This window comes from Mangrovicoccus algicola (assembly GCF_014903745.1).
GTDB lineage: Bacteria > Pseudomonadota > Alphaproteobacteria > Rhodobacterales > Rhodobacteraceae > Mangrovicoccus > Mangrovicoccus algicola.
This window is the reverse complement of the sequence record NZ_JACVXA010000045.1, coordinates 1-21,544: the sequence shown is the minus strand read 5'-3', so window position 1 is coordinate 21,544 and position 21,544 is coordinate 1. Positions and strand designations below refer to the sequence as shown.

Here is a 21,544-nt window from a genome sequence, read left to right as displayed (position 1 = left end):
GGCCCACTCTAGCCGGTGTCCCCTGCCCCGCAAGCCCTAACCGCGGCCCTGCCCGGCTAGAGCATCATGCCCTGCGGGTCCCAGATGGCCGAAAGCGACTTGTCCCCCATCCGCGACAGCCGCGCCATCGTCGCCACCGCCCCCGTGCGGTCGCCCAGACGCACGCAATCCGCCACGGCCCGGGCCGCCCCGGCCAGCCCGGCAAGGCCGATCTGCTCGGCCCGCGGCGCGATGCGCTCGGCGATCTCGCGCACCTCCTGCAGCCGCGCGCGGCGGCCCAGCTTCTCGATGCGCACCAGCTGGATGGTCAGTTCCTCCATCGTGTCGCACAACACGTTCTCCGCGCCGATCTCGCCCATCGTCCGGTAAAGATCGGCAAGCCTGCGCGGATCGAAGCGAACCGCTTCGTCGAAAGTCATCGGAATCACGGACACAAGACACCCCGTCACGTTAGGTACGCCCCCACAGCGTGCGGCGGGTATAGCGGAGGCAGCCTCAAGAAACGGTTAGGCCGCCTCTGGCCGGGGCGCGGATTCCCTATTAAATTTTCCTTTCATTCATGGTTATTGATGCCCGGCATACCCAGGAGACCCGACATGGACGCACCCAGCCCGCTTCTCGCCCGGACCAGCAAGCTGCCTTCCTATCTCAGCGAACGCTATCATGGCTGGCGCGCCACCGATCACCGCGAGAACAAGGCCTGGTACCGCCGCCTGGCAGAGGAAGGGCAGCGCCCGCGCACCATGGTCATCTCCTGTTCCGACAGCCGCGTGCACGTGACCAACCTGTTCGGCGCCGGGCCGGGCGAATTCTTCATGCATCGCAATGTCGCCAACCTGATCCCGCCCTTCGAGCCCGACGGCCAGCATCACGGCACCTCGGCCTGCATCGAATACGCCGTGACCGCGCTTAAAGTGGCGAACCTGATCGTGATGGGGCATTCCCATTGCGGCGGCGCGGCCGGCTGCACCGAGATGTGCCGCGGCCACGCGCCCGAGCTGGATGTCAAGGAAAGCATGCTGGGCCGCTGGCTGGACGTGCTGCGTCCCGGCTATGAACGGGTCAAGGGCACCGAAAACCCCGAAGAGATGCGCATCGCGATGGAGAAGCAGACCGTCGTCGTGTCGCTGGAGAACCTGATGACCTTCCCCTTCGTGCAGCAGGCCATCGACAGCGAGATGCTGTCGGTCCACGGGCTGTACATGGATATCGGCTCGGGCACGCTGAGCCAGTACGATCCCGAGACCGGGGAATTCGGCAATCTTTAGCTGCCCCGGAGACGGGACGCGCCGGAGGCCCGGGCCCCCGGCGCCTGATCTCAGCGCAGCGCCGCGTCGAGCCAGTCGAAGGCGGCGTCCTGCATGTCGGCCGTGAAGGTATGGCCCTTGTCCTCCCAGATGCGGGTGGTCAGGGCCGCATCCGCCCCGAAGGCGTCCCAGACCGCGTGCATCGTCTCGAAGGCCGACTCCACCGAGGCCACGGGGAACAGGGGATCCTCCGCCCCGGCATGGACCAGCATCGGCTTGGGCGCGGCCAGCGCGGCGACATCCGGGTAATCCATCAGCCGCGGCAGGCCGGGATGCAGCATGTAATAGGCCGACTGTCCCTTCAGCTGGTTGTTGCCCGGCACCATCAGCCCCTCATAGGTGCCCATCCAGCAATTCGCGACCGCCGCCGCGACATGCGGCGACAAGGCCGCCACCTGCCAGGCACGGAAGGCCCCCATGGAGAAGCCCACCGCCGCGACCCGCTCCGGGTCGGTCTCGGGCAGCCCGGCCAGGAACTCCGCCGCGCGCATGTCCTCCAGCGCCATCAGCCCGGCCAGCGAGGATCCCAGGTTCATCAGGTTCGCGGCCAGGGCCTGCTGCGCCTCGTAGCCGTTGCCCTCGCGGTCGCCCCAGCCCAGCCCGTCCGTGGCCAGCACGACATAGCCGCGCCGGGCCAGCTCCTCGCCCGGATAGCGTCCCGAGAAATATTTCTCCGCCCATTCCTCCGCCGAGGCCGCGAGGGCCGCGTCATACCAGGGGGCGACCCATTTCTCCTTGCCGATATCGAACCGCGCGCCGTGGTCATGCAGCATCAGCGCCGAAGGAAAGGGGCCCTCCCCCTTCGGGACCAGCAGGATCGCCGCGACCCGGCTTTCATCGGTGATGGAAAATGCCACGCGGCGGGCGATGTAGTCGCCGCGATCCACCTCGTCGATCACCTCCGGCGCAAAGGGGGCGGTCGCCTCATAGGGCAGCATCAGCGCCCGCGCCGCGCGCAGCGCCCGGTCATGCCACGCGCCCGGATCGCCGCCGCCATAGGCCAGCGGATAGTCCAGCCGCGCCTTCAGCGCCTCGTGGAAGACCGGCAGGTTCTTCTCGTCGACGATCCGGGTCTCGTATTCCGCGGCTCCGGCCCCGCTGGCCGCCGCCGCCGCTGCCGCCAGCCCCATCAGCAACCTCCTCATTGCGCGCCATCCGTCATGCCGGTCGCGTCCAGCCACCCGGCCAGAAGATCCGGCCAGCCCGCAACCGGCCTGTCGCCCGCGCCGCGGATGCCGAATCCGTGCCCGCCATCGCGGAAGACATGCAGTTCCGCAGGAACGCCCGCCTCGTGCAGCGCCATGTAGAAACGGATGGCATTCTCCGAATCCACCGACGGGTCGTCATCGGCATGCAGGAGGAAGGTCTGGGGCGTCTCCGCCGTCACGTGCTGCTCGGGCGACCAGGCGGCGATCTGTTCGGCGGTGGGCGCCGCGCCCAAGAGCGCCTCGCGCGATCCGGCATGGACCGGGCCGTCCTCCATGGTCATCACCGGGTAGATCAGCGCCACGAAATCCGGCCGCGCCGAGACCCCGGCATCGGCATCATCCCTGTCATAGGTCTCGCGGTCATACATCGTCGCGATGGAGCCGCCCAGATGCCCCGCCGCCGAGAAGCCCAGGAACCCCACCTTCGCGGGATCGAGACCCCAGTCCTGCGCATGGCCGCGCACCATGCGCACCGCGCGCTGCGCATCCGCCAGCGGCGCTTCGGTCGCGTTCTCATGGCCCTCGCCGGGCAGGCGATAGCTCAGCAGGAAGCTGGTGATGCCGCGTTCGGCCATGGCGCGGGCGATCTCGATCCCCTCCTTGTCCAGCACGACGCGGCGATAGCTGCCGCCGGGGGCGACGATCATCGAGGTGCCGTTGGGATGCTCGGGACGGAAGACGGTCAGGCTGGGATCGGTGATCCCCATCAGCGCCCGGTCGGCGCGGTAGAGGCTCTTGGACCGTTCGACCACCACCTGTTCCAGGCCGTCAGGGGCACCGGGCGCTGTGCCGCCCCAGAGGCTCAGCGTGGCCTCGTCGGTCAGCGGTTCGGCCATGGCGGGCACTCCCATCGTGAGGCACAGGGCAAGAGTCATCAGGCGCAGCGGCGCGCGGCGGCAAGGGGTCAAGGCCGGTCTCCTCCCAAAGTACGGTCCATGCCCGCAATCTGGGACGCAGCGCCGGAGATGGCAAGAGATTCTTCTCTGCTAATATGCTAGCAGAGGCGCCTCCCCGCCGAGGCCCGCCCCCGCCCGGCCTCGCTGCCCGCGATCCCGTCTCCGGGGCGCGGAGATGAACCGCCCGTCCAGCCGCCCTGCCGGGCCTCACGGGCGAGGCTGCGCCAAGCGCCCCGGATCCTCCCGCGCGCCGTAACCCGCAGGCTGCCATGGCGATGCTCTGCCGCGACCGCAGCCGCCGAGGCGGAGGCCGCAAAGGAAAACGGGCCGGGGCATTCCGCCCCGGCCCGTCCCGTTCCGTCCCGGGCTGCCGCGCAGCCCCGGCCTTCAGGCCTTCTTCAGCACGCGGTTGCCCAGCGTCTCGGCGATCTGCACGGCGTTCAGCGCGGCGCCCTTGCGCAGGTTGTCGGAGACGCACCACAGGTTCAGGCCGTTCTCGATGGTGGAATCCTGGCGGATGCGGCTGATGAAGGTGGCGTAATCGCCCACGCATTCGACCGGCGTCGTGTAGCCGCCGGGCTCGCGCTTGTCGACGACCATGATGCCGGGCGCCTCGCGCAGGATGTCGCGCGCCTCGTCCTCGTCGAGGAAGTCCTCGAACTCGATGTTGATCGCCTCGGAATGGCCGACGAAGACCGGCACGCGCACGCAGGTCGCGCTGACCTTGATCGAGGTGTCGATGATCTTCTTGGTCTCGGCGACCATCTTCCACTCTTCCTTGGTCGACCCGTCTTCGAGGAAGACGTCGATCTGCGGAATCACGTTGAAGGCGATCTGCTTCTGGAACTTGTTCGGCGGCACGTCGGAGGTGGGGTTGTAGACCGACTTGGTCTGGTCCCACAGCTCGTCCATGCCTTCCTTGCCCGCGCCCGAGACCGACTGGTAGGTCGAGACGATCACGCGCTTGATGCGCGCGCGGTCATGCAGCGGCTTCAGCGCGACGACCATCTGCGCGGTCGAGCAGTTGGGATTGGCGATGATGTTCTTGTTCTTGTACTCGTGGACCGCCTCGGGATTCACCTCCGGCACGACCAGCGGCACCAGCGGGTCATAGCGGTAAAGCGAGGAATTGTCGATCACGATGCAGCCCGCGGCCGCGGCCTTGGGGGCATAGACCTTGGTCGCATCCGAGCCGATCGCGAAAAGCGCGATGTCCCAGCCGGTGAAATCGAACCGCTCCAGGTCCTTGGTCTTCAGGGTCTTGTCGCCAAAGCTCACCTCGGTTCCCAGGCTGCGGCGCGAGGCCAGCACGGCGATTTCCTCAACGGGAAACTGGCGCTCTGCCAGGATGTTGAGCATTTCGCGCCCGACATTGCCCGTGGCGCCGCAGACGACGACTTTATAGCCCATATTCGGCTTCTCCTTGGTTCGACGGGGGCCGCATATCGAAAACTGCGGCAAAACGGAAGGGGGCGCAGGAAAATGTCCGTCCCGCACCGGCCGGCCCGGGGGCGGACGCACCGGACCTGCAGCCTGGCCGGACCGCGACCGCGCGGGAGTGCCGGGAAGGACGGCGGCCGGGTCCGGCCCTGCGCGGCTCAGGCGAAGCGGCCCGAGCGTTCCAGCACCTCGATCTGGTAGCCGTCGGGATCGGCCACGAAGAAGAACCGCGCCACGCGCGTGCCCGCGGGCGCGAATTCCACCAACTTGCGCGGCGCCAGCCCGGCCGCCTCGAACCGGGCATGTTCGGCATCCAGATCCGCCACCGACACGGCCAAGTGACCATAGCCGTCGCCCGGATCATAGGGCGCGGTGCGGTCCTTGTTGACGGTCAGCTCCAGCTCGAAGCCGGTTTCGGGATTGCTCATGTAGATCAGCGTGAATTCCGGGAAATCCAGCCGTTCGGCGATCTCCAGCCCGAAGGCTTCGCGGTAGAACGCGACCGAGCGCGCCTCCTCCAGCACCCGGATCATGCTGTGGATCATCTTTGCCATCATGGCCTCCTTGCCGCTTGCGGGTTTCCATGGTCCTGCCCGCTACCTATGTCGGAGGGGAACAGATGACGAGGCCTCCGATGCTCCCCTATTCGCTTCTCGACCTTTCGCCGATCCCCGAAGGCGCCACTGCCGCGGATGCGCTGCGCAACACGGTGGATCTGGCGCAGCATGCCGAAAGGCTGGGCTATGCCCGCTTCTGGCTGGCCGAGCACCACAATTCCACCGGCATCGCCTCGGCGGCCACGGCGGTGGTGATCGGCCAGGTGGCCGCCCGCACCTCGACCATACGCGTGGGCGCAGGCGGCATCATGCTGCCCAATCACGCGCCGCTGGTCATCGCCGAGCAATTCGGCACGCTGGAGACGATGTTCCCCGGCCGCATCGACCTGGGACTGGGCCGCGCGCCGGGCACCGATCCCGTGACCACCCGCGCCCTGCGCCGCGGCGCCGACCGCTCGGACCAGTTCCCCGGCGACGTGATGGAACTGATGGGCTATCTGCGCGCGGCGGAACCGGGGCAGAAGATCACCGCCGTGCCCGGCGCCGGCACCGAGGTGCCGGTCTGGATGCTGGGCTCCTCGCTCTTCGGGGCGCAGCTGGCGGCGCATCTGGGCCTGCCCTATGCCTTCGCCAGCCATTTCGCGCCCGACGCGCTGGAGGAGGCGATCCATGTCTATCGCGGATCCTTCCGCCCCGGCGCGATCCGGCGGCCGCATTTCATGCTGGCGGTCAACATCTTCGCCGCCGACACGGATGCCGAGGGCGCGAGGATCCGGACCTCGATGCAGCAGGGATTCATCAATCTGCGCCGCGGCGCGGCCGGGCCGCTGCCGCGGCCGGTGGAGGACCTGTCGCTGGTCGCCAGCGAGCCCGAGATCCGCATGGCCAACCACCAGCTGCGCATTTCCGTCACCGGGTCGAAGGCGACGGTGAAGGACCGTCTGGCCGGGCTGATCGAGGTGCTGCAGCCCGACGAGCTTATCCTGACGGGCCATATCCATGACCACCGGGCGCGGCTGCGGTCCTTCGAGATCGGTGCCGAGGTGATGGCGGAGCTGGCCGCCGGGACCGGCTCCCGCGCCGCGTCCTGAACGGGCGCCGCGCCATCCCCGGCGGCGGCCTGCCCGCTTGCGTCGCGCCGCCTCAGCGGCGGCGTGACGCCTGGGCGGCGGCGATCTTGGGCAGGACCTTCTCCGGCGCGACGCGCGCCTCCGCCCCCTTGCCGATCATCTCGGGGTAATAGACCCGGTCGAGATAGTTCATGAACACGTCCCGCGCGTCGCGGTCCCAGTCCAGGGCATCGGGCGCGCCGAAGATCCGGACCAGATCCGACAGGCTGTCCACCGGCGTCACAAGTTCCGGCATCCGGAAGAAGCACCGCCCCAGCACCAGCACCGGCTTGTCGTACCAGAAGCTCTGCAGCCCCACGGAGGAGTTCAGCGTCACCACCGCGCGGCTGGCGGCGACCTGCTGGAACGTGTCGGTGGTGTTGTCGATGACGATCTTGCCCGGCTGCGCCGCGGCGGCCTGTTCGAGGAACTCGGTCAGCGGGATCTTGGAACTGGGATGTTCCTTGAAGCGCAGGTGCCAGCCCTCGGGCAGCGCCGCCGCCGCCAGCTCCAGCAGGTCGATGAAGCGGTTGATGTTCTTCACCCAGCCGCCGAACATCTTGATCTGCGTGTCGTCGGGCACCTGCAGCGGGCAGAAGATATAGGGGGTATCGGCCAGGTCGGCCGCCGCGTCGCCCTGGCCGACATCGCTGCGCTTCTTGGCCTTGCGCGACACCAGGATGTCCTTCAGCGCGCGCCAGCCATCGCCATGGCCGTTCTCGGCATCGGCCCAGTCGCGGTAGAACCCGATCTCGCGCGCCAGGCCGCTGACCTCGTTGACGCCCACCGGATCGACCGTCACCCGCCCGGGCAGCGGCGCGCGTTCCATGTAGATATGCGGGGTGCCGGTATCCTTGGCCGCCGACATGAAGGCCCGTCGCGTCCCGGTCAGCCCGTTCCAGGCGACGGCCACCGCCTCCGGATCGCTCTCGAATTTCCGGCGGAACCAGTTGTACTGCACCGCATAGAGCTTCGATTTCAGCGCGCGGGTATTGGAAGACCGCGGCTGGTGCTTGGCATGCTGCAGCGATTCGGCCGCCCGCGCCTGCGTCTGCGGGAAGTCGGAGAAGCTCCAGCGCGCCTTCGACACGCAGCTTTCCTGCCCGCCCGTCGCGCAGACCGACGCCATCATGCCGTCGATCTCGGGATCGCCATCCTTGAGGTAGTAGAACATCGCCGCCTCCGCGCCTGCCGTCCCGCGCGACCTAGCAGGACGGCGCGGAAATGGCAAAGCCCCCGGCGCCCGGCCTGCACCGCCGCGTCACGGGTCCAGCGCGGCCAGCGCCTCGATGACAGGGGTGGCGCCGTCGGTCAGCTCCAGCACGCGGCGTCGGATGCCGGGCCGGTCGATCAGCCCGGCCAGCACCCGCGCCACGTTGCCCCGCGCCACCGACCCGTAGGTCAGCGCCGGCCCCAGCGCAACGCGCCCGCCGCCTTCCTCGTGCAGCAGCGTGCCGGGACGCAGGATCACCCAGTCCAGCGGCGAGGCGGCAAGCGCGGCATCGGCCTCCTTCTTGGTGCGCATGTACAGCTCGAACCCTTCCTTCGGCTCGCGGCCGCGTCCCGCCTCGGGAAAGGCCGAGACCAGGTAGACCCGCCCGACCCCTGCCGCCTGCGCCGCCTCTGCCAGCTTCGCCGGACCCTCGCCATCGATGGTGCGGGTGCGGTCGGCCCCGCTGCCCGCCGCGCCGGCCGAGAAGACGGCGATATCGTGATTCTGCAGCAACCGGGTCATTTCGGGGACGCCCAGCGCCATCAGGTCCCCCGCGACCGGGACCACCCCGGCCTCCCGCAGGGCCTCCGCCTGCTCCGGGGCGCGGTGCAGCCCCGAGACGCGGTGTCCGGAGGCGACCAGCCTCAGGCAGAGCCTGCGGCCGATTCCGCCGGTGGCGCCGAAGACGAAGATGCGGGACATGGGGGTGCTCCTTTCAGGCCAGCTGAGCGGGTCAACGTGGCGCCCCCGGCCATGTTCCGCCGCGCCGCGCTCAATGCCCCCAGAGCCGCGCCCCCGTGCAGGCATGGCGCGCGCATTCCAGTTCGATCATGCCATGGCCGATGCCGTGCACCTCGCGCAGGCGCCGCCGCACCGCCGCCTTGATGCGGTCGGCCCGGTCCCAGGCGCCCTCGGCCACGACCACATGGAGGTCCAGCGAGGCGCCGCGTTCATCCATCAGCCACAGATGCGCGTGATGCACGTCCGCGACCCCGTCGGTGGCACGCACCGTGGCCAGCACCGCGTCGGAATCGACATCCCCGGGACTGCCCAGCATCAGGATGCGGATTACCCCGCCGATCTCGGCGAAGCTCATCCACAGCATGTATCCCGCGATCGCCAGCGTCACCAGCGGGTCGACCAGCCACCAGTCGAAGAAGATCACCAGCGTCCCCGCGACGATCACCGCCACCGACCCCGCCGCATCCGCGACATTGTGCAGGAAGGCCGCGCGGATGTTCACGCTGTCCTTCGACATCGTGTAGGTCAGCGCGGCGGTGACCAGGTCGACGGCCAGCGCCACCCCCGCCACGATCACCACCGTCCAGCCCGCGACGGGTTCGGGCGCGAAGAACCGCATCACCGCCTCATAGGCCAGCACCAGCCCCAGCACGATCAGCGTGGTGTAGTTGATCAGCGCGGCGACCACCTCGGCGCGGGCATAGCCGAAGGTCATGTCGGCATCGGCCGGGCGGCGGGCGATCTTGCGCGCGGCGAAGGCGATGACCAGCGCCATCGCATCCGACAGGTTGTGCAGCGCATCGGCGATCAGCGCCAGGCTGCCCGAGAGGATGCCGCCGATCACCTGGGCGACGGTCAGCGCCAGGTTGACCCCCACCGCCGCGGCGACGCGGGCATCCCCGGCCTCGGGATCGACATGGTGGTGATGGCCGTGGCCGTGATGATGGTGGTGATGATGCGGCATCTGCCCCTCCGGGCTGGCGGTTGTCCCGGCCGCGATCCTAGCCGGGACAGCCGCGGTGATACTATCACCAACGGCCCCACATGCCCGCGATCAGGCCGTGACCGCCACCGTCTCCAGCCCGGCCAGAACCTCGCGGGCGATGGCGCGGTAAGCCCCGGCATGGGGCCCCTCCGGCGCGCTGGCCACGACCGGCGTCCCTTGGTCGGAATTGCGCCGGATCTCCATGTGCAGCGGCACCTCGCCGAGGAAGGGGATGCCCAGTTTCTCCGCCTCCTCGCGCGCGCCGCCATGGCCGAAGATGTCCGACCGGTCGCCGCAGGAGGGGCAGAGGAAATAGCTCATGTTCTCGACGATGCCCAGGACCGGAACCTCGACCTTGCGGAACATATTCAGCCCCTTGCGGGCGTCGATCAGCGCGATGTCCTGCGGCGTCGACACGATCACCGCCCCGGCCAGCGGCACCGACTGGCACAGCGTCAGCTGCGCGTCGCCCGTGCCGGGCGGCATGTCGACCACCAGGATGTCCAGCGGGCCCCAGTCGACCTCGCGCATCATCTGGGTCAGCGCCGACATCACCATCGGCCCGCGCCAGACCATCGGTGCCGCCTCGTCGACGAGAAAGCCCATCGACATCACCTGCAGCCCCTGCGCCTCGACCGGTTTCATGCGCTTCTCGACCGTCTCGGGCCGATCCGCGGCCCCCAGCATCCGCGGCAGGGACGGACCGTAGATATCGGCATCGAGGATGCCGACGCGATGGCCTTCCGCCTGCAGCGCCAGGGCCAGGTTCACGGCGGTCGTGGACTTGCCGACGCCGCCCTTGCCGGAGGCCACGGCGATCACCCGGCCCACGCCCTCGATCGGCGCCTTGGGCTTCAGCCCGCCATGCGGCGGCGCCTTGCGCGCAGCGGCAGGTTTCAGCCGCGGCGGTTCCGGGGCGGCGCCGGGGGCCCGTTCCGCGGTCAGCACCGCCGTCACCCCGGCAATGCCGGGCAATTCGCCCACCACCTGTTCGGCGGCGCGGCGCATCGGTTCCAGTTCGCGGGCCCGCTCGGCCGGGACGCGGATCACGAAGGTGACACGGTCGCCGCGCAGCGACAGCCCCTCGACCAGCCCCAGCGAGATCAGGTCGCCGGTCCGGTCCGGACCCGCGACAAGGGAAAGCTTGGCTTTCACATCTGCTTCGGTCACCATCGCCGTGTCTCCTTGTCCTCTCCCGCCCGCGCGGGAGGCCCTGCCATTTCGGCGGGATTGTGCGCGCGTTGGCGCCGGGCTGCAAGGCCGCCCCGGTGTGGCCCCGGCACCGCGCCCCGGCCCGGGGCACGGAACCGGGTCGATTCCCGCAGCGGATCTGCGATAAGGCGGCACCGTCAGGACATGAGCAAGAGAGGGCCCGCGCGTGACCGCATCCGTTTTCGACAATCTCCGGCAGGACTGGCTGGGCAATGTCCGCGCCGACCTTCTGGCCGGGCTGGTGGTGGCGCTGGCGCTGATCCCCGAGGCCATCGCCTTCTCGATCATCGCCGGGGTCGACCCCAAGGTCGGGCTCTATGCCTCCTTCTGCATCGCCGTGGTGACCGCCATCGCGGGCGGGCGGCCCGGCATGATCTCGGCCGCGACCGCCGCCACCGCGGTGCTGATGGTGACGCTGGTGCGCGATCACGGGCTGGAATACCTGCTGGCCGCCTCGGTGCTGGCGGGAATCATCCAGATCGGCCTGGGCGCGCTGAAGCTGGGCCAGGTGATGCGCTTCGTGTCGCGCTCGGTGATGACCGGTTTCGTCAACGCGCTGGCGATCCTGATCTTCCTGGCCCAGATCCCCGAGATGAACCCCGCCACGCCGGGGGTGAACTGGCTGACCTACGTGATGATCGCGGGCGGGCTGGCCATCATCTACCTGCTGCCGCGGGTGACGACCGCCGTGCCCTCGCCGCTGGTCAACATCATCGTCCTGACCGCGCTGGCCCTGGCGCTGGGGCTGGACGTGCGCACCGTGGGCGACATGGGCGATCTGCCCGACAGCCTGCCGGTCTTCCTGATCCCCGACATCCCGGTGAGCCTGGAGACCATCCTGATCATCCTGCCGGTCTCGGCCGCGATCGCCGTCGTGGGGCTGCTGGAAAGCCTGATGACCGCGCAGCTGGTGGACGACCTGACCGACACGACCTCCGACAAGAACCGCGAATGCGTGGGCCAGGGCCTGGCCAATGTCGCCTCGGGCTTCATCGGCGGGATGGCGGGCTGCGCGATGATCGGCCAGTCGATGATCAACGTCAAATCCGGCGGCCGCGGGCGGCTGAGCTGCTTCTCCGCCGGGGTGTTCCTGCTGATCCTCTGCGTTCTGCTGGGCGATGTGCTGGTTTCCAAGATCCCGATGCCCGCGCTGGTGGCGATCATGATCATGGTCTCGATCGGCACCTTCTCCTGGTCCTCGATCCGCTCGCTCAAGGACCATCCGCGGTCCTCCTCGGTGGTGATGCTGGCCACCGTCGCCGTGACCGTGGCCACGCATAACCTGGCCTACGGCGTGCTGACCGGCGTTCTCCTGTCGGGGATCTTCTTCGCCGCCAAGATCGCCCAGCTGTTCCGCGTCGACAGCACCCTGTCCGAGGACGGGCTGACGCGCACCTACCGGTTCCGCGGGCAGATCTTCTTCGCCTCGGCCTCGGCCTTCGCGCAGAGCTTCGACCATGGCGAGGCGCTGGAAAAGGTGGTCATCGACGTGTCGCAGGCGCATATCTGGGACATCTCCTCGGTGCAGGCGCTGGACATGGCGGTGCTGAAATTCCGCCGCGACGGCGCCGAGGTGGAGATCGTCGGGCTGAACGAGGCTTCCGAGACGATCGTGGACCGGCTGGCGGTCCATGATAAACCGGGGGCGATGGAAGACCTGCTGGGGCATTGAGATGAGCAAGATGATCGCGCTGGTGGACGGCTCCACCTATTCCCAAAGCGTCTGCGACCTGGCCGCCTGGGCCGCCGCGCGGACCGGCGCCGGGATCACCGTCGCCCATGTGATGGGTCATCGCCAGGGGGTGAAACAGGACCTGTCGGGCAATATCGGGCTGGGCGCGCGCACGCAGCTTCTGGACGAGCTGGCCGAGCTGGACGCCGCCCAGGCGCGGCTGGCGCAGAAGCGCGGCCGCGCCATCCTGGAGGATGCCCAGGCCCGCATCGCCGAGGCGGGCATCGCCGAGGTGGAGGTCCGCCTGCGCTCGGGCGACCTGGTGGAGGCGATGCAGGAACTGGAGGCCGGCGCCGACTACCTGCTGATCGGCAAGCGCGGCGAGGCGGCCGATTACGCCAAGCTGCACCTGGGGTCGAATTTCGAGCGCGTGGCCCGCTCCGCCACCTGCCCGATCATCGTCGCCGCGCGCGCCTTCAAGCCGGTCTCGAAGGTGATGATCGCCTTCGACGGCAAGCCCGCCGCGCTGAAGGCGGTCGATCACGCGATGCGCGACCCGATCTTCGCGGGGCTGGATTTCCACGTGATCATGGCCGGGTCCGAGTCGGTCGAAGGCCGCCGCCGCCTGGACGGCGCGCTGGCCATGCTGCGCGGGGCGGGACACAATGCCGAGGGCGACATCCTGCCCGGCAGTCCCGACGAGGTCATCGCCCGCGAAATCGGCACGCGCGGGGCCGACATGCTGGTGATGGGCGCCTATGGCCATTCGCGGATCCGCGGGCTTCTCCTGGGGTCGACCACGTCGGAACTGGTGCGGGCCTGCCAGGTGCCGGTGCTGCTGATCCGCTGACCCCGGCCGCCCACTCATCGGGGGAGCGCCGCAGCCCTCCCCCGGTACGTTTCAGGCCGCCCGTCTCAGGCCGCCTGCGCGGGCAGGTAGCGCGCATAGAACCCCTCGCCCTTGACCGCGAGGTCGCGCAGCAGATCCGGTGCCGCGAAGCGCGCGCCGAACCTGGCTTCCAGCCCGTTGCAGATCTCCACCGCCTTCGCCGCGCCGATCATGTCGAGCCAGCTGAGCACGCCGCCCGACCAGGGCGCGAAGCCCCAGCCGAGGATCGAGGCGACATCGCCTTCGCGGACATCCATCAGCACCCCGTCCTGCAGCGCGCGGACGGCCTCCAGCGCCTGGACCATCAGCAGGCGGTGCTGGATCTCGGTCAGCTCGGGCTGCGTCCCCGTCGCGTCGAACCGCTCCGCCAGCCCGTCCCACAGCCCCGTGCGCCTGCCCTTCTCGTCATAGGCATAGAACCCGGCACCGGATTTGCGGCCCAGCCGTCCCTGTTCCTCCATCCAGAAGATGACGTCATCGGTATTCTCCGCCGGATAGGCATCGCCCATGGCCGCCTTCGTCGCCCGCGCGATCCTGGCTCCCAGGTCGATGGACACCTCGTCGATCAGCTGCAGCGGCCCGACCGGCATGCCGACCAGCCGCGCGGCATTCTCCACCAGCGCCGGCGCCACCCCTTCGCGGACCATGCGCACGCCCTCGTCGACATAGGGAAGGATGCAGCGATTGGCGAAGAAATAGCGCGCATCATTGACGACGATCGGCGTCTTGCGGATCTGGCGCACGAAATCCAGCGCCCTGGCCACCGCGCGGTCGCCGGTCTGCTTGCCGCGGATGATCTCCACCAGCATCATCTTGTCGACCGGCGAGAAGAAATGGATGCCGATGAAATCCTGCGGCCGCCCGCTGGCCTTCGCCAGCTCGCCGATCGGCAGGGTCGAGGTATTCGTGGCGAAGATCGCCGTTGCGGGCAGATGCGCCTCGGCCTTGGCGGTCGCCTCGGCCTTCACCTTCGGGTCCTCGAACACCGCCTCGATCACCAGGTCGCACTCGGCCAGCGCGGCGAAATCCGTCGCGGGGGTGATCCGTCCCAGCACCTCGGCCATCTTCTCCGGCGTCGACTTGCGGCGGCTGACGGCCTTCGACAGAAGCCCCTCGGAATGGGCCTTGCCCTTTTCGGCGGCCGCCATGCTCTGGTCGATCAGCACCACCTCGATCCCGGCCATCGCCGCGACATGGGCGATCCCCGCCCCCATCATGCCCGCGCCCAGAACGCCGAGCTTCGCGACCTTCTGGTCGGGCACGTCGGGCCGCCGCGCGCCTTTCTCCAGCGCCTCCTTGTTGATGAACAGGGACCGGATCATCGCGCCGGAGGACGGGTTCATCAGGACATTGGTGAACCAGCGCGCCTCGATGCGGATGGCCGTGTCGAAATCGACCTGCGCGCCCTCGTAGACCGCCGACATCAGCGCCTTCGCCGCCGGGTAGACGCCCTTGGTCTTGCCGTTGACCATGGCCGAGGCGCCGACATAGGTCATGAACCCGGCCGGGTGATAAGGCGTGCCGCCGGGGATCTTCTCGCCCCTGGCATCCCAGGGCTTGACGATATCGGCATCCTGCGCCGCCAGCACCCAGGCCTTCGCCCGCGCCAGCAGCTCCGCGGGCGGGACCACCTCGTCGACCAGCCCCGCGCCCTTGGCCTTGTCGGGGGAGAAAAGCCGCCCCTCCAGCAGCACCGGCGAGGCCGCCATCGCGCCCAGCTTGCGCGACAGACGCGTCGTGCCGCCCGCGCCCGGGAAGATGCCGACCAGGATTTCCGGCAGGCCGATCCTGGCCTTGGGATTGTCGGCGGCGAAGATCCGGTGGCAGGCCAGAGGCAGTTCCAGCCCCAGCCCCAGCGCCGTGCCGGGCAGCGCCGCGGCGACCGGCTTGCCGCCCTTCAGCGTCTTGGGATCCATCCCCGCGCGTTCCAGCTTGCGCATCATCGCGTGGATGCGGGTCAGCCCGTCGAACAGGCCCTTCGCCGGATTGTCGCCCGCCTCGGCCTTCATCCGGGCGATGATGTTCAGATCCATCCCCCCCGCGAACGTGTCCTTGCCGGAGGTCAGGACGATGCCCTTCACGGCCGCGTCGGCCAGCGCCCGGTCGATCAGCTCCTCGAACAGCGCCAGCCCCTCCAGGCTCATGACATTCATCGACTTGCCCGGCACATCCCAGGTCAGGACCGCGACGCCGTCGCCATCCACCTCATACGCAAAATCAGCCATCGTTTTCCTCCCGTTCATAGGGCCTGCCATCCTTGCGGGTGAAGGCGGCCCTGCCGTTTTCGATATCCAGTTTCAGGTCGACATCGCTGTAGGTGACGGTTTCGCGCGCGGCGCGGCCGCCGACCACCAGGAACCGGGCCACCGCGTCGCCGCGGTTTTCCAGGCAGTGCCCGTTGCCGTCCCCGGCGGGGAAGGCCGCGCAGTCGCCGGGACCCATCGGATGCGCGCCCTCATCATCCAAAAGCACCAGCACACCCTCCGTCACCATGACGAATTCGTCTTCCGCGACATGCCAATGGCGCAGGCTGGACCGCGCCCCCGGCTCCAGCGTCACGAGGTTGACGCCGAATTGCGTCAGCCCCCCCGCCTGGCCCAGCCGGATCGAGGAGCGCCCCGCCATCCGGGCATCATAGGGCGCGGGATAGATGGAACCGGCCTTCACCGGCGCGCGGGCGGCATCAAGTTTCGGCATCGCATTCCTCCTTCGGCAGCAGGTCCCAGGGCGGCGCCTCGTGACGGTAGATGACCCGTTCCGGCGCAATCAGGGCGGGGTCGTCCAGCGATCCGGCCACCAGCATCGCCGTCGCGGGCGCGCGCTCGGGCAGGCCGCAGACCGCACAGCCGCAGACCGGGCAGAACAGCTTCTCCACCGCCAGCCCCGACCGTCCGGTCCGGCGCCAGCGCGCCGCCTCGCCGGTCAGGACGAAGCCCTCGCGCGCGACGGCCGCATGGGTGCCATGGCCGCCGCCGGAATCCCTCTGGCAGGACCGGCAGGCGCAGCGCAGCGCGAATTTCACCGGCCCGGCACTGCGATAGCGCAGCTGTCCGCAGGCACATCCGCCCGTGATCTCCATCTTGTCTCAGTCCTTGCCGGGACGCTTGCCCAGGATATAGGTTTCGGTCTGCGGCACCGGGTTGACGGGATCCACCCTGAGAAACAGGGAATCCTCGGCATTCTGGGTGCCGGTCATCACCTGCTCCATCCGCCACCGCGCGGCGCGCCGCCGCAGCAGCGCCAGCGAAGCGAAGGTCGGCAGCATCTTCTGTGCCCCCCGCAGCAGGTCCGAATCGTATTCGACCATCAGCACGTCGGAGCCGAAGGCCTCGATCCGCCGCGGGCGCAGCACCACCGCGGTCGCCATGTTGACCTCGATCGTGCGGCGCCAGACATCGAAGGTGACGCGCAGTTCCGTGCGGTCGCGGCGCTGGTAGTGATGCAGGCGGGTATGGACGGAGAAGGGCAGTTCGAACATCTCGGCGAAGCTGTCGAAATCTGCCTCGGTGACGGCCGCGCTCATGCGGTCCAGGAATGTCCGGACCATCTCGATCGTGACCGCCTCTGCCGCCGCCCCGGTTTCCAACCGCTAGACCCTTTCGATCACCGTCGCCGCCCCCATGCCGCTGGCAATGCAAAGCGTCGCCAGACCGACTTCCTTGTCCTGCCGCTCCAGCTCGTCGAGGAGCGTGCCGATGATGATGGCGCCGGTCGCGCCCAGGGGATGGCCCATGGCGATGGCGCCGCCATTGACATTGACCTTAGCAGGATCCGCGCCGAAAGCCTGCAGGAATCTCAGCACCACCGCGGCGAAAGCCTCGTTGACCTCGAACAGGTCGATATCCGACACCGCCATGCCGGTCTCGGCCAGCACCTTCTCGGTCACCGGCACCGGCCCCGTCAGCATGATCGTCGGATCGGTGCCGATCTTGGCGGTGTGGCGGATGCGCGCCCGCGGCGTCAGCCCATGCGCCTCGCCGAAGGCCTTCGAGCCGATCAGCAGCGCCGCCGCGCCATCGACGATGCCGCTGGAATTGCCCGCGTGATGGACATGCGAGATCCGTTCCAGATGCGGGTATTTCATGATCGCCACCTGGTCGAAGCCGGGCATTGTCTCGCCCATCTCCTTGAAGGACGGCTTCAGCGCGCCGAGGCTCTGCATGTCGGTTTCGGGGCGCATGTACTCGTCGCGATCGAGGATGGTCAGACCGTTGCGGTCCGTCACCGGCACGACCGAGCGGGCGAAACGGCCCGCATCCCACGCCGCCTTGGCGCGGCGCTGGCTTTCCACCGCCAGCGCATCCACGTCATCGCGCGAGAATCCGTATTCGGTGGCGATGATGTCGGCGGAGATGCCCTGGGGCACGAAATACTGCGCCATGGCGAGGGAGGGATCGACCGCCACGGCCGCGCCGTCCGACCCCATCGGCACCCGGCTCATCATCTCCACCCCGCCCGCGACATAGGCCTGTCCGGCCCCCGCGCGCACCTGGTTGGCGGCCAGGTTCACCGCCTCCATGCCGCTGGCGCAGAAACGGTTGATCGACAGGCCCGGCACCTTCTGGTCGAAATCCGAGGCCAGCACGGCGCTGCGCGCCAGGCAGCCGCCCTGTTCGCCGACCTGGGTGACATTGCCCCAGATCACGTCCTCCACCGCCGTGGTGTCCAGCCCGTTGCGTTCCTTGACGGCGTTCAGCGCCAGCGCAGAGAGCCGCAGCGCGGTCACCTCGTGCAGCGCGCCGTCCTTGCGCCCCCTCCCGCGGGGCGTGCGGATGGCATCGTAGATATAGGCGTCGGTCATTTGCTCACCGCTTCTTTCTGGTAGATCTTGCGGACCTCCGGATGGGCCGGGGTCATCAGGTCATAGGGATGTTTCCATCCCGGCAGCTGCGACAGCCGTCCCAGCCAGTCATGGATCGCCGGATGCGCCTGGCGGTCGAAGCCGAAGGGTTCGGGATAGTACAGGTATCCCGCGCAGGTCAGGTCCGCATTGGTCGGGCCCCGGCCGACGATCCAGTCGCGTCCCGCCAGATGCGATTCCAGGATCTGCAGCGCCGCCTGCAGCCGCCCCTGGAGGAAGGCGATCACCGCCGGGTCGCGCTTCTCCTCGGGCAGGAAATTCATCTGGAACCGGACCATCCCCGCGATCGAGCTGAGCTTGTGATTGTCCCACAGCACCCAGCGCAGCACCTCGCGCGCCTCGTCGGGGGTCTCGCCGCCGAACCGGCCGCTGAGTTCCGTGACCACCTGCTGGATCACGCCCGACTGGCTCAGGCGCAGCCCGCCGGCATCGACCAGCACCGGCGCCTCGCCCATCTCGTTGACGGTCTCGCGATAGGCCGCCGCGCGGGTTTCGCCGGCGAAGAAATCGACGAAGACCGGCTCCCAGTCCAGCCTCGCCAGCTCCAGCGCCAGCGCGGCCTTGTAGCTATGACCGCTCTCGCCGAAGCAGTAGAGTTTCAATGTCATCGCGTCCTCCCGCTGATGCGCTGGCCTCACGCTAGCGCCGGGCATGGCGGACGGGGAAGGGAAATTTCCGTGAGCGGAAGCGGAACGTTGCGTCCCCGGCAGACGCAGGGAACGGGCGTCGCGTCCTGCGGGCGGGGGTGTGGGTGATGCGCCGCAGGCAAGCTGGCGCGGGGAGGCAACGTTCCGTCTGCGGCTTGGTCCCGTCCCGGGGAACGGCGCGGGCATCGGCCCGCCGGCCTGTTCCGCGGCTCCATCTGGCCCATGCATGGTTAACGAATCGGGTTCTGCCGGGCATTGCCGGGATGCCGGGCCCGTGGCAGAACCGCCGGGGACCCATTTCTGCCGCCGGAGCCGCCGCCGTGACGCCCCCCGACCGACCGACCCCGACCGACCACGCCCCGACCTCCTCCGCCGGGGCGCCGCCCCCGGCACCGTCCCGCGCAAAGGCGCCGCGCCTGCCCTGGCGGGTCGTGCCGGGGATCGCGGCGGGGGCGCTGCTGGCCTGCCTGGCAGCCTGGGCGGCGGCCGGTCCGCTGGCCGTCCCGGCCACGGCGGGAGGCATGGTCCTGGGCCTGGGCGGCACGCTGCTGGGCAGCAGCGGACGCGCCGCCGCGGGGGGCGCACTGGTGCTGGCGCTGTCGCTGCTGCACCTCGCGGCGCCGGGGATCGACCTGCACCGTCTGGCGCTGGCCTTGCCGGCGGCGGCGGGCTGGGAAACCGCGCAGCGCGGCGGGCGGGCCTTCACCATGGCGCTGATGTCCCTGGGCCTGCTGGTGGCGGCGCAACATGCCGGGGCCGCGCCGGGGCTGGCGCTGCCCTCCTATGGCGCGGGGCTTCTGGCGGGCTTGGGGCTGGCGCGCGTGCTGGGCCTGGCCCGGATGCCCGCGCGGCCGCCGGAAGGCCCTGCCGCCGGTCTGCGACACACGCTGTTCCTGGGGCTGGGACTGGCGCTGGCCGTGGCGCTGGCGGGCCATCTGCAGAACGCCCATTCGATCTGGCTGGTGCAGTTCTTCGTGCTGCGCGGGCTGGCCCCGGGCCACATGGCCCGCGCCTCGGCGCTGCAATTCGCCCTGGGGGTGCTGGCCGGGACGGCGGCGGCGCTGGTGATCGAGACCGCCGGTCTGGGCCTGCCGCCCTGGGGCATCCTGCTGGCGCTGGCGGCGCTGGTGGCAGGGCTGCGCAGCCTGCCTGCCGGACCGCCCCTGACCCCGGCGCTGATGACGGTGGCGCTGCTGCTTCTGACCGCACCGACGCCGGATGCGGCGCTGTTCCGCGGCGAGGCGGCGATCATGGCCTCGGGGCTGGCGATCCTGCTGGCGACGGTGCTGGACCTGCTGTTCCGCCCCCGCGGGGCGGGACACGGGCGATAGACGAACGCTGCGCCATCGGCTAAGCACGGGAAAAAGGCAAGGACCAGCAGCAGTGCCGAAGACCGCCCTGACGCAGTACCAGCGGCTAGAGGCCCCGGGAATCTGGCATGAAAGCCCCGACAGCCAGCGGCGCGACGTCTTCGTGTCGCTGGGCGAGGCGACGCTGGTTATCCGCGACCGGACCGATGCCGCGCTGACCCACTGGTCGCTGGCGGCGATCCGCCGGATCGCCCCCGGCACCGATCCCGCGATCTACGCCCCCGGCCCCGAGGATGACGAGCGGCTGGAACTGACCGATCCCGAGATGATCGCCGCGATCGAGACGGTGCGCCGCGCCGTCGCCCGCAGCCAGCCCCGGCACGGGGCGCTCCGGGTCGCGATGACGCTTGCGCTTGGCGCGGCGGCGCTGGCGGCGGCGGTGCTGTGGCTGCCCGGCGCGCTTGTCACCCATACCGCCAGCGCCCTGCCCGAGGCCACGCGGCAGGATATCGGCCGCCGGCTGGTCATCGCGCTGGAACCCTATTCGGGCCGGCCCTGCCGCGACATCGACGGGCGCCGCGCCCTGGGACAGCTGCAGAAACGGCTGTTCGGCGACGCGCCCTGGGAATTGCGCGTGCTGGAGAACGGCGAGGACGTGAAGGTCCTGCCCGGCGGCATCCTGGTGATCGGCGGCGGGCTCCTGTCGGAGGAGGACAGCCCCGACATGGTGGCCGGACATCTGCTGGCGGCGGCGGAACGCAGCAGCCAGAACGACCCGATGCTGTGGTTCCTCGACCGGGCCGGTCCCTGGGCCACTTTCCGCATCCTGACCACCGGCCTCGTGCCGCAGGAGCTGATGGGACCGGCGGCGGATGCGCTTGCGCTTGGCCAGGTGCCGCCGCTGTCGGATGCCGCGCCGCTGCTGCGCCGCTTCGCGCAGGCGGAACTCTCGGCGCGCCCCTACGGGCTGACCGCCTTTGCCGATGGCGACAGCTGGATCGAGATGATCGAGGACGACCCCTTCCCGGACGGCACGCCGCAGCCGCTCATGAGCGATGCCGACTGGCTGCGGCTGCAGGCGATCTGCAGCTGAGGCGCTAGCGCCGGTCCCAGACGAACGCGTCGCGGAAGCCCAGCCCCCGCACCGCCGCCAGCCCCGCCGCCAGCGCCGCGCGGTCGCCGAAAGGCCCCGCATAGATCAGCCGCAGGACCCCGTGCCTGCGCGGGAAGTCCTGGCGCAGCGCCTCCAGCCCCGCGCCCTGCAGCCAGCGCACGGTCTGATCGGCATTGGCGGTCTGCCGGAAGGCCGCGACCTGGATGTAATAGCCCGGCTCGGGGAATTGCGGCGAGCGCACCCGCGATTTCCGCGGCACCGCGGGCACCACCGCGGCCTGCGGCGCCGGGGCGCAGACCGGCGCGCCCTCCGCCCCGACCAGCGGCGCCCAGAGCGCCCGGCCACCCAGCTTGACCGCCACATGGGCGCAGCCCGCGGCGTCG

The 21,544-nt window shown here is 69.6% G+C and carries 22 protein-coding genes; 6 read left to right on the top strand and 16 right to left on the bottom strand.

Features of this window, described 5'->3' with window-relative positions:
* Positions 1 to 56 precede the first annotated feature (56 nt).
* A complete protein-coding gene (locus tag ICN82_RS14310) occupies positions 57 to 419 on the bottom strand; it encodes a hypothetical protein (protein ID WP_193183985.1) in 363 nt (120 codons plus the stop codon).
* A 177-nt stretch (positions 420 to 596) separates the two neighbouring features.
* Between ICN82_RS14310 and ICN82_RS14305 the strand changes: the two genes are divergently transcribed.
* Positions 597 to 1,268, top strand: a complete 672-nt coding sequence (locus ICN82_RS14305; RefSeq protein WP_193183983.1) for a carbonic anhydrase — start codon at positions 597 to 599, stop codon at positions 1,266 to 1,268.
* 50 nt (positions 1,269 to 1,318) lie between these two features.
* Here the strand turns inward: ICN82_RS14305 and ICN82_RS14300 are convergent, their stop codons facing one another.
* From ICN82_RS14300 to ICN82_RS14285, 4 genes are all read right to left on the bottom strand, one after another.
* A complete protein-coding gene (locus ICN82_RS14300) occupies positions 1,319 to 2,452 on the bottom strand; it encodes a dienelactone hydrolase family protein (protein WP_193183981.1) in 1,134 nt (377 codons plus the stop codon).
* Positions 2,449 to 3,423 carry an alpha/beta hydrolase gene (locus ICN82_RS14295; protein ID WP_226898504.1) on the bottom strand — a complete coding sequence of 325 codons (975 nt, stop codon included), beginning with the start codon at positions 3,421 to 3,423 and terminating at the stop codon, positions 2,449 to 2,451. The genes ICN82_RS14300 and ICN82_RS14295 overlap by 4 nt, the downstream gene beginning before the upstream one ends.
* Positions 3,424 to 3,798: 375 nt before the next feature.
* A complete protein-coding gene (locus tag ICN82_RS14290) occupies positions 3,799 to 4,821 on the bottom strand; it encodes an aspartate-semialdehyde dehydrogenase (protein WP_193183979.1) in 1,023 nt (340 codons plus the stop codon).
* Positions 4,822 to 5,009: 188 nt separating this feature from the next.
* Entirely contained in the window at positions 5,010 to 5,405 is a 396-nt protein-coding gene (locus ICN82_RS14285; protein ID WP_193183977.1) for a VOC family protein, read from the bottom strand.
* A 65-nt stretch (positions 5,406 to 5,470) separates the two neighbouring features.
* On the opposite strand from ICN82_RS14285, the gene ICN82_RS14280 reads away from it, so the two are divergent.
* Positions 5,471 to 6,499 (top strand): LLM class flavin-dependent oxidoreductase, encoded by a 1,029-nt coding sequence (locus tag ICN82_RS14280; protein WP_226898503.1) that lies wholly within the window; start codon positions 5,471 to 5,473, stop codon positions 6,497 to 6,499.
* Between the two features lie 52 nt (positions 6,500 to 6,551).
* Here ICN82_RS14280 and ICN82_RS14275 read toward each other — a convergent pair whose 3' ends face one another.
* From ICN82_RS14275 to apbC, 4 genes are all read right to left on the bottom strand, one after another.
* Positions 6,552 to 7,691, bottom strand: a complete 1,140-nt coding sequence (locus ICN82_RS14275; RefSeq protein WP_193183975.1) for a capsular polysaccharide export protein, LipB/KpsS family — start codon at positions 7,689 to 7,691, stop codon at positions 6,552 to 6,554.
* Between the two features lie 87 nt (positions 7,692 to 7,778).
* Entirely contained in the window at positions 7,779 to 8,432 is a 654-nt protein-coding gene (locus ICN82_RS14270; protein WP_193183973.1) for an NAD(P)H-binding protein, read from the bottom strand.
* A 70-nt stretch (positions 8,433 to 8,502) separates the two neighbouring features.
* Positions 8,503 to 9,435, bottom strand: a complete 933-nt coding sequence (locus ICN82_RS14265) for a cation diffusion facilitator family transporter (protein ID WP_193183971.1) — start codon at positions 9,433 to 9,435, stop codon at positions 8,503 to 8,505.
* 90 nt (positions 9,436 to 9,525) lie between these two features.
* Positions 9,526 to 10,629: an iron-sulfur cluster carrier protein ApbC gene (gene apbC / locus ICN82_RS14260; protein ID WP_193183969.1), complete on the bottom strand. Its 1,104-nt coding sequence runs from the start codon at positions 10,627 to 10,629 to the stop codon at positions 9,526 to 9,528.
* A 205-nt stretch (positions 10,630 to 10,834) separates the two neighbouring features.
* On the opposite strand from apbC, the gene ICN82_RS14255 reads away from it, so the two are divergent.
* The gene (locus ICN82_RS14255) at positions 10,835 to 12,340 is read left to right on the top strand and encodes a SulP family inorganic anion transporter (RefSeq protein ID WP_193183967.1); all 1,506 of its coding nucleotides are present in this window, start codon (positions 10,835 to 10,837) and stop codon (positions 12,338 to 12,340) included.
* Between the two features lies 1 nt (position 12,341).
* Positions 12,342 to 13,190, top strand: coding sequence for a universal stress protein (locus tag ICN82_RS14250; protein ID WP_193183965.1), 849 nt, complete (start codon positions 12,342 to 12,344; stop codon positions 13,188 to 13,190).
* A gap of 65 nt (positions 13,191 to 13,255) precedes the next feature.
* Here the strand turns inward: ICN82_RS14250 and ICN82_RS14245 are convergent, their stop codons facing one another.
* From ICN82_RS14245 to ICN82_RS14220, 6 genes are read right to left on the bottom strand one after another with little or no spacing between them, the layout of a single operon-like run.
* On the bottom strand, positions 13,256 to 15,454 hold the full coding sequence (locus ICN82_RS14245; RefSeq protein ID WP_193183963.1) for a 3-hydroxyacyl-CoA dehydrogenase NAD-binding domain-containing protein: 2,199 nt from the start codon (positions 15,452 to 15,454) through the stop codon (positions 13,256 to 13,258).
* A complete protein-coding gene (locus ICN82_RS14240; RefSeq protein ID WP_193183961.1) occupies positions 15,447 to 15,926 on the bottom strand; it encodes a cupin domain-containing protein in 480 nt (159 codons plus the stop codon). The genes ICN82_RS14245 and ICN82_RS14240 overlap by 8 nt, the downstream gene beginning before the upstream one ends.
* Complete coding sequence (locus tag ICN82_RS14235; protein WP_193183959.1) at positions 15,913 to 16,308, bottom strand: GFA family protein; 396 nt, start codon at positions 16,306 to 16,308, stop codon at positions 15,913 to 15,915. Before ICN82_RS14235 ends, ICN82_RS14240 begins: the two co-directional genes overlap by 14 nt.
* 6 nt (positions 16,309 to 16,314) lie before the next feature.
* On the bottom strand, positions 16,315 to 16,815 hold the full coding sequence (locus ICN82_RS14230) for a nuclear transport factor 2 family protein (RefSeq protein WP_193183957.1): 501 nt from the start codon (positions 16,813 to 16,815) through the stop codon (positions 16,315 to 16,317).
* A 3-nt stretch (positions 16,816 to 16,818) separates the two neighbouring features.
* Positions 16,819 to 18,030, bottom strand: coding sequence for an acetyl-CoA C-acetyltransferase (locus tag ICN82_RS14225; protein ID WP_193183955.1), 1,212 nt, complete (start codon positions 18,028 to 18,030; stop codon positions 16,819 to 16,821).
* Positions 18,027 to 18,698 (bottom strand): glutathione S-transferase family protein, encoded by a 672-nt coding sequence (locus tag ICN82_RS14220; RefSeq protein ID WP_193183953.1) that lies wholly within the window; start codon positions 18,696 to 18,698, stop codon positions 18,027 to 18,029. Before ICN82_RS14220 ends, ICN82_RS14225 begins: the two co-directional genes overlap by 4 nt.
* A gap of 359 nt (positions 18,699 to 19,057) precedes the next feature.
* Between ICN82_RS14220 and ICN82_RS14215 the strand changes: the two genes are divergently transcribed.
* Complete coding sequence (locus tag ICN82_RS14215) at positions 19,058 to 20,068, top strand: hypothetical protein (RefSeq protein ID WP_193183951.1); 1,011 nt, start codon at positions 19,058 to 19,060, stop codon at positions 20,066 to 20,068.
* A 52-nt stretch (positions 20,069 to 20,120) separates the two neighbouring features.
* Positions 20,121 to 21,140 (top strand): hypothetical protein, encoded by a 1,020-nt coding sequence (locus ICN82_RS14210; protein ID WP_193183949.1) that lies wholly within the window; start codon positions 20,121 to 20,123, stop codon positions 21,138 to 21,140.
* Between the two features lie 4 nt (positions 21,141 to 21,144).
* Here the strand turns inward: ICN82_RS14210 and ICN82_RS14205 are convergent.
* A partial coding sequence (locus tag ICN82_RS14205) for an SPOR domain-containing protein (protein WP_193183947.1) occupies positions 21,145 to 21,544 on the bottom strand: 400 nt, incomplete at its 5' end.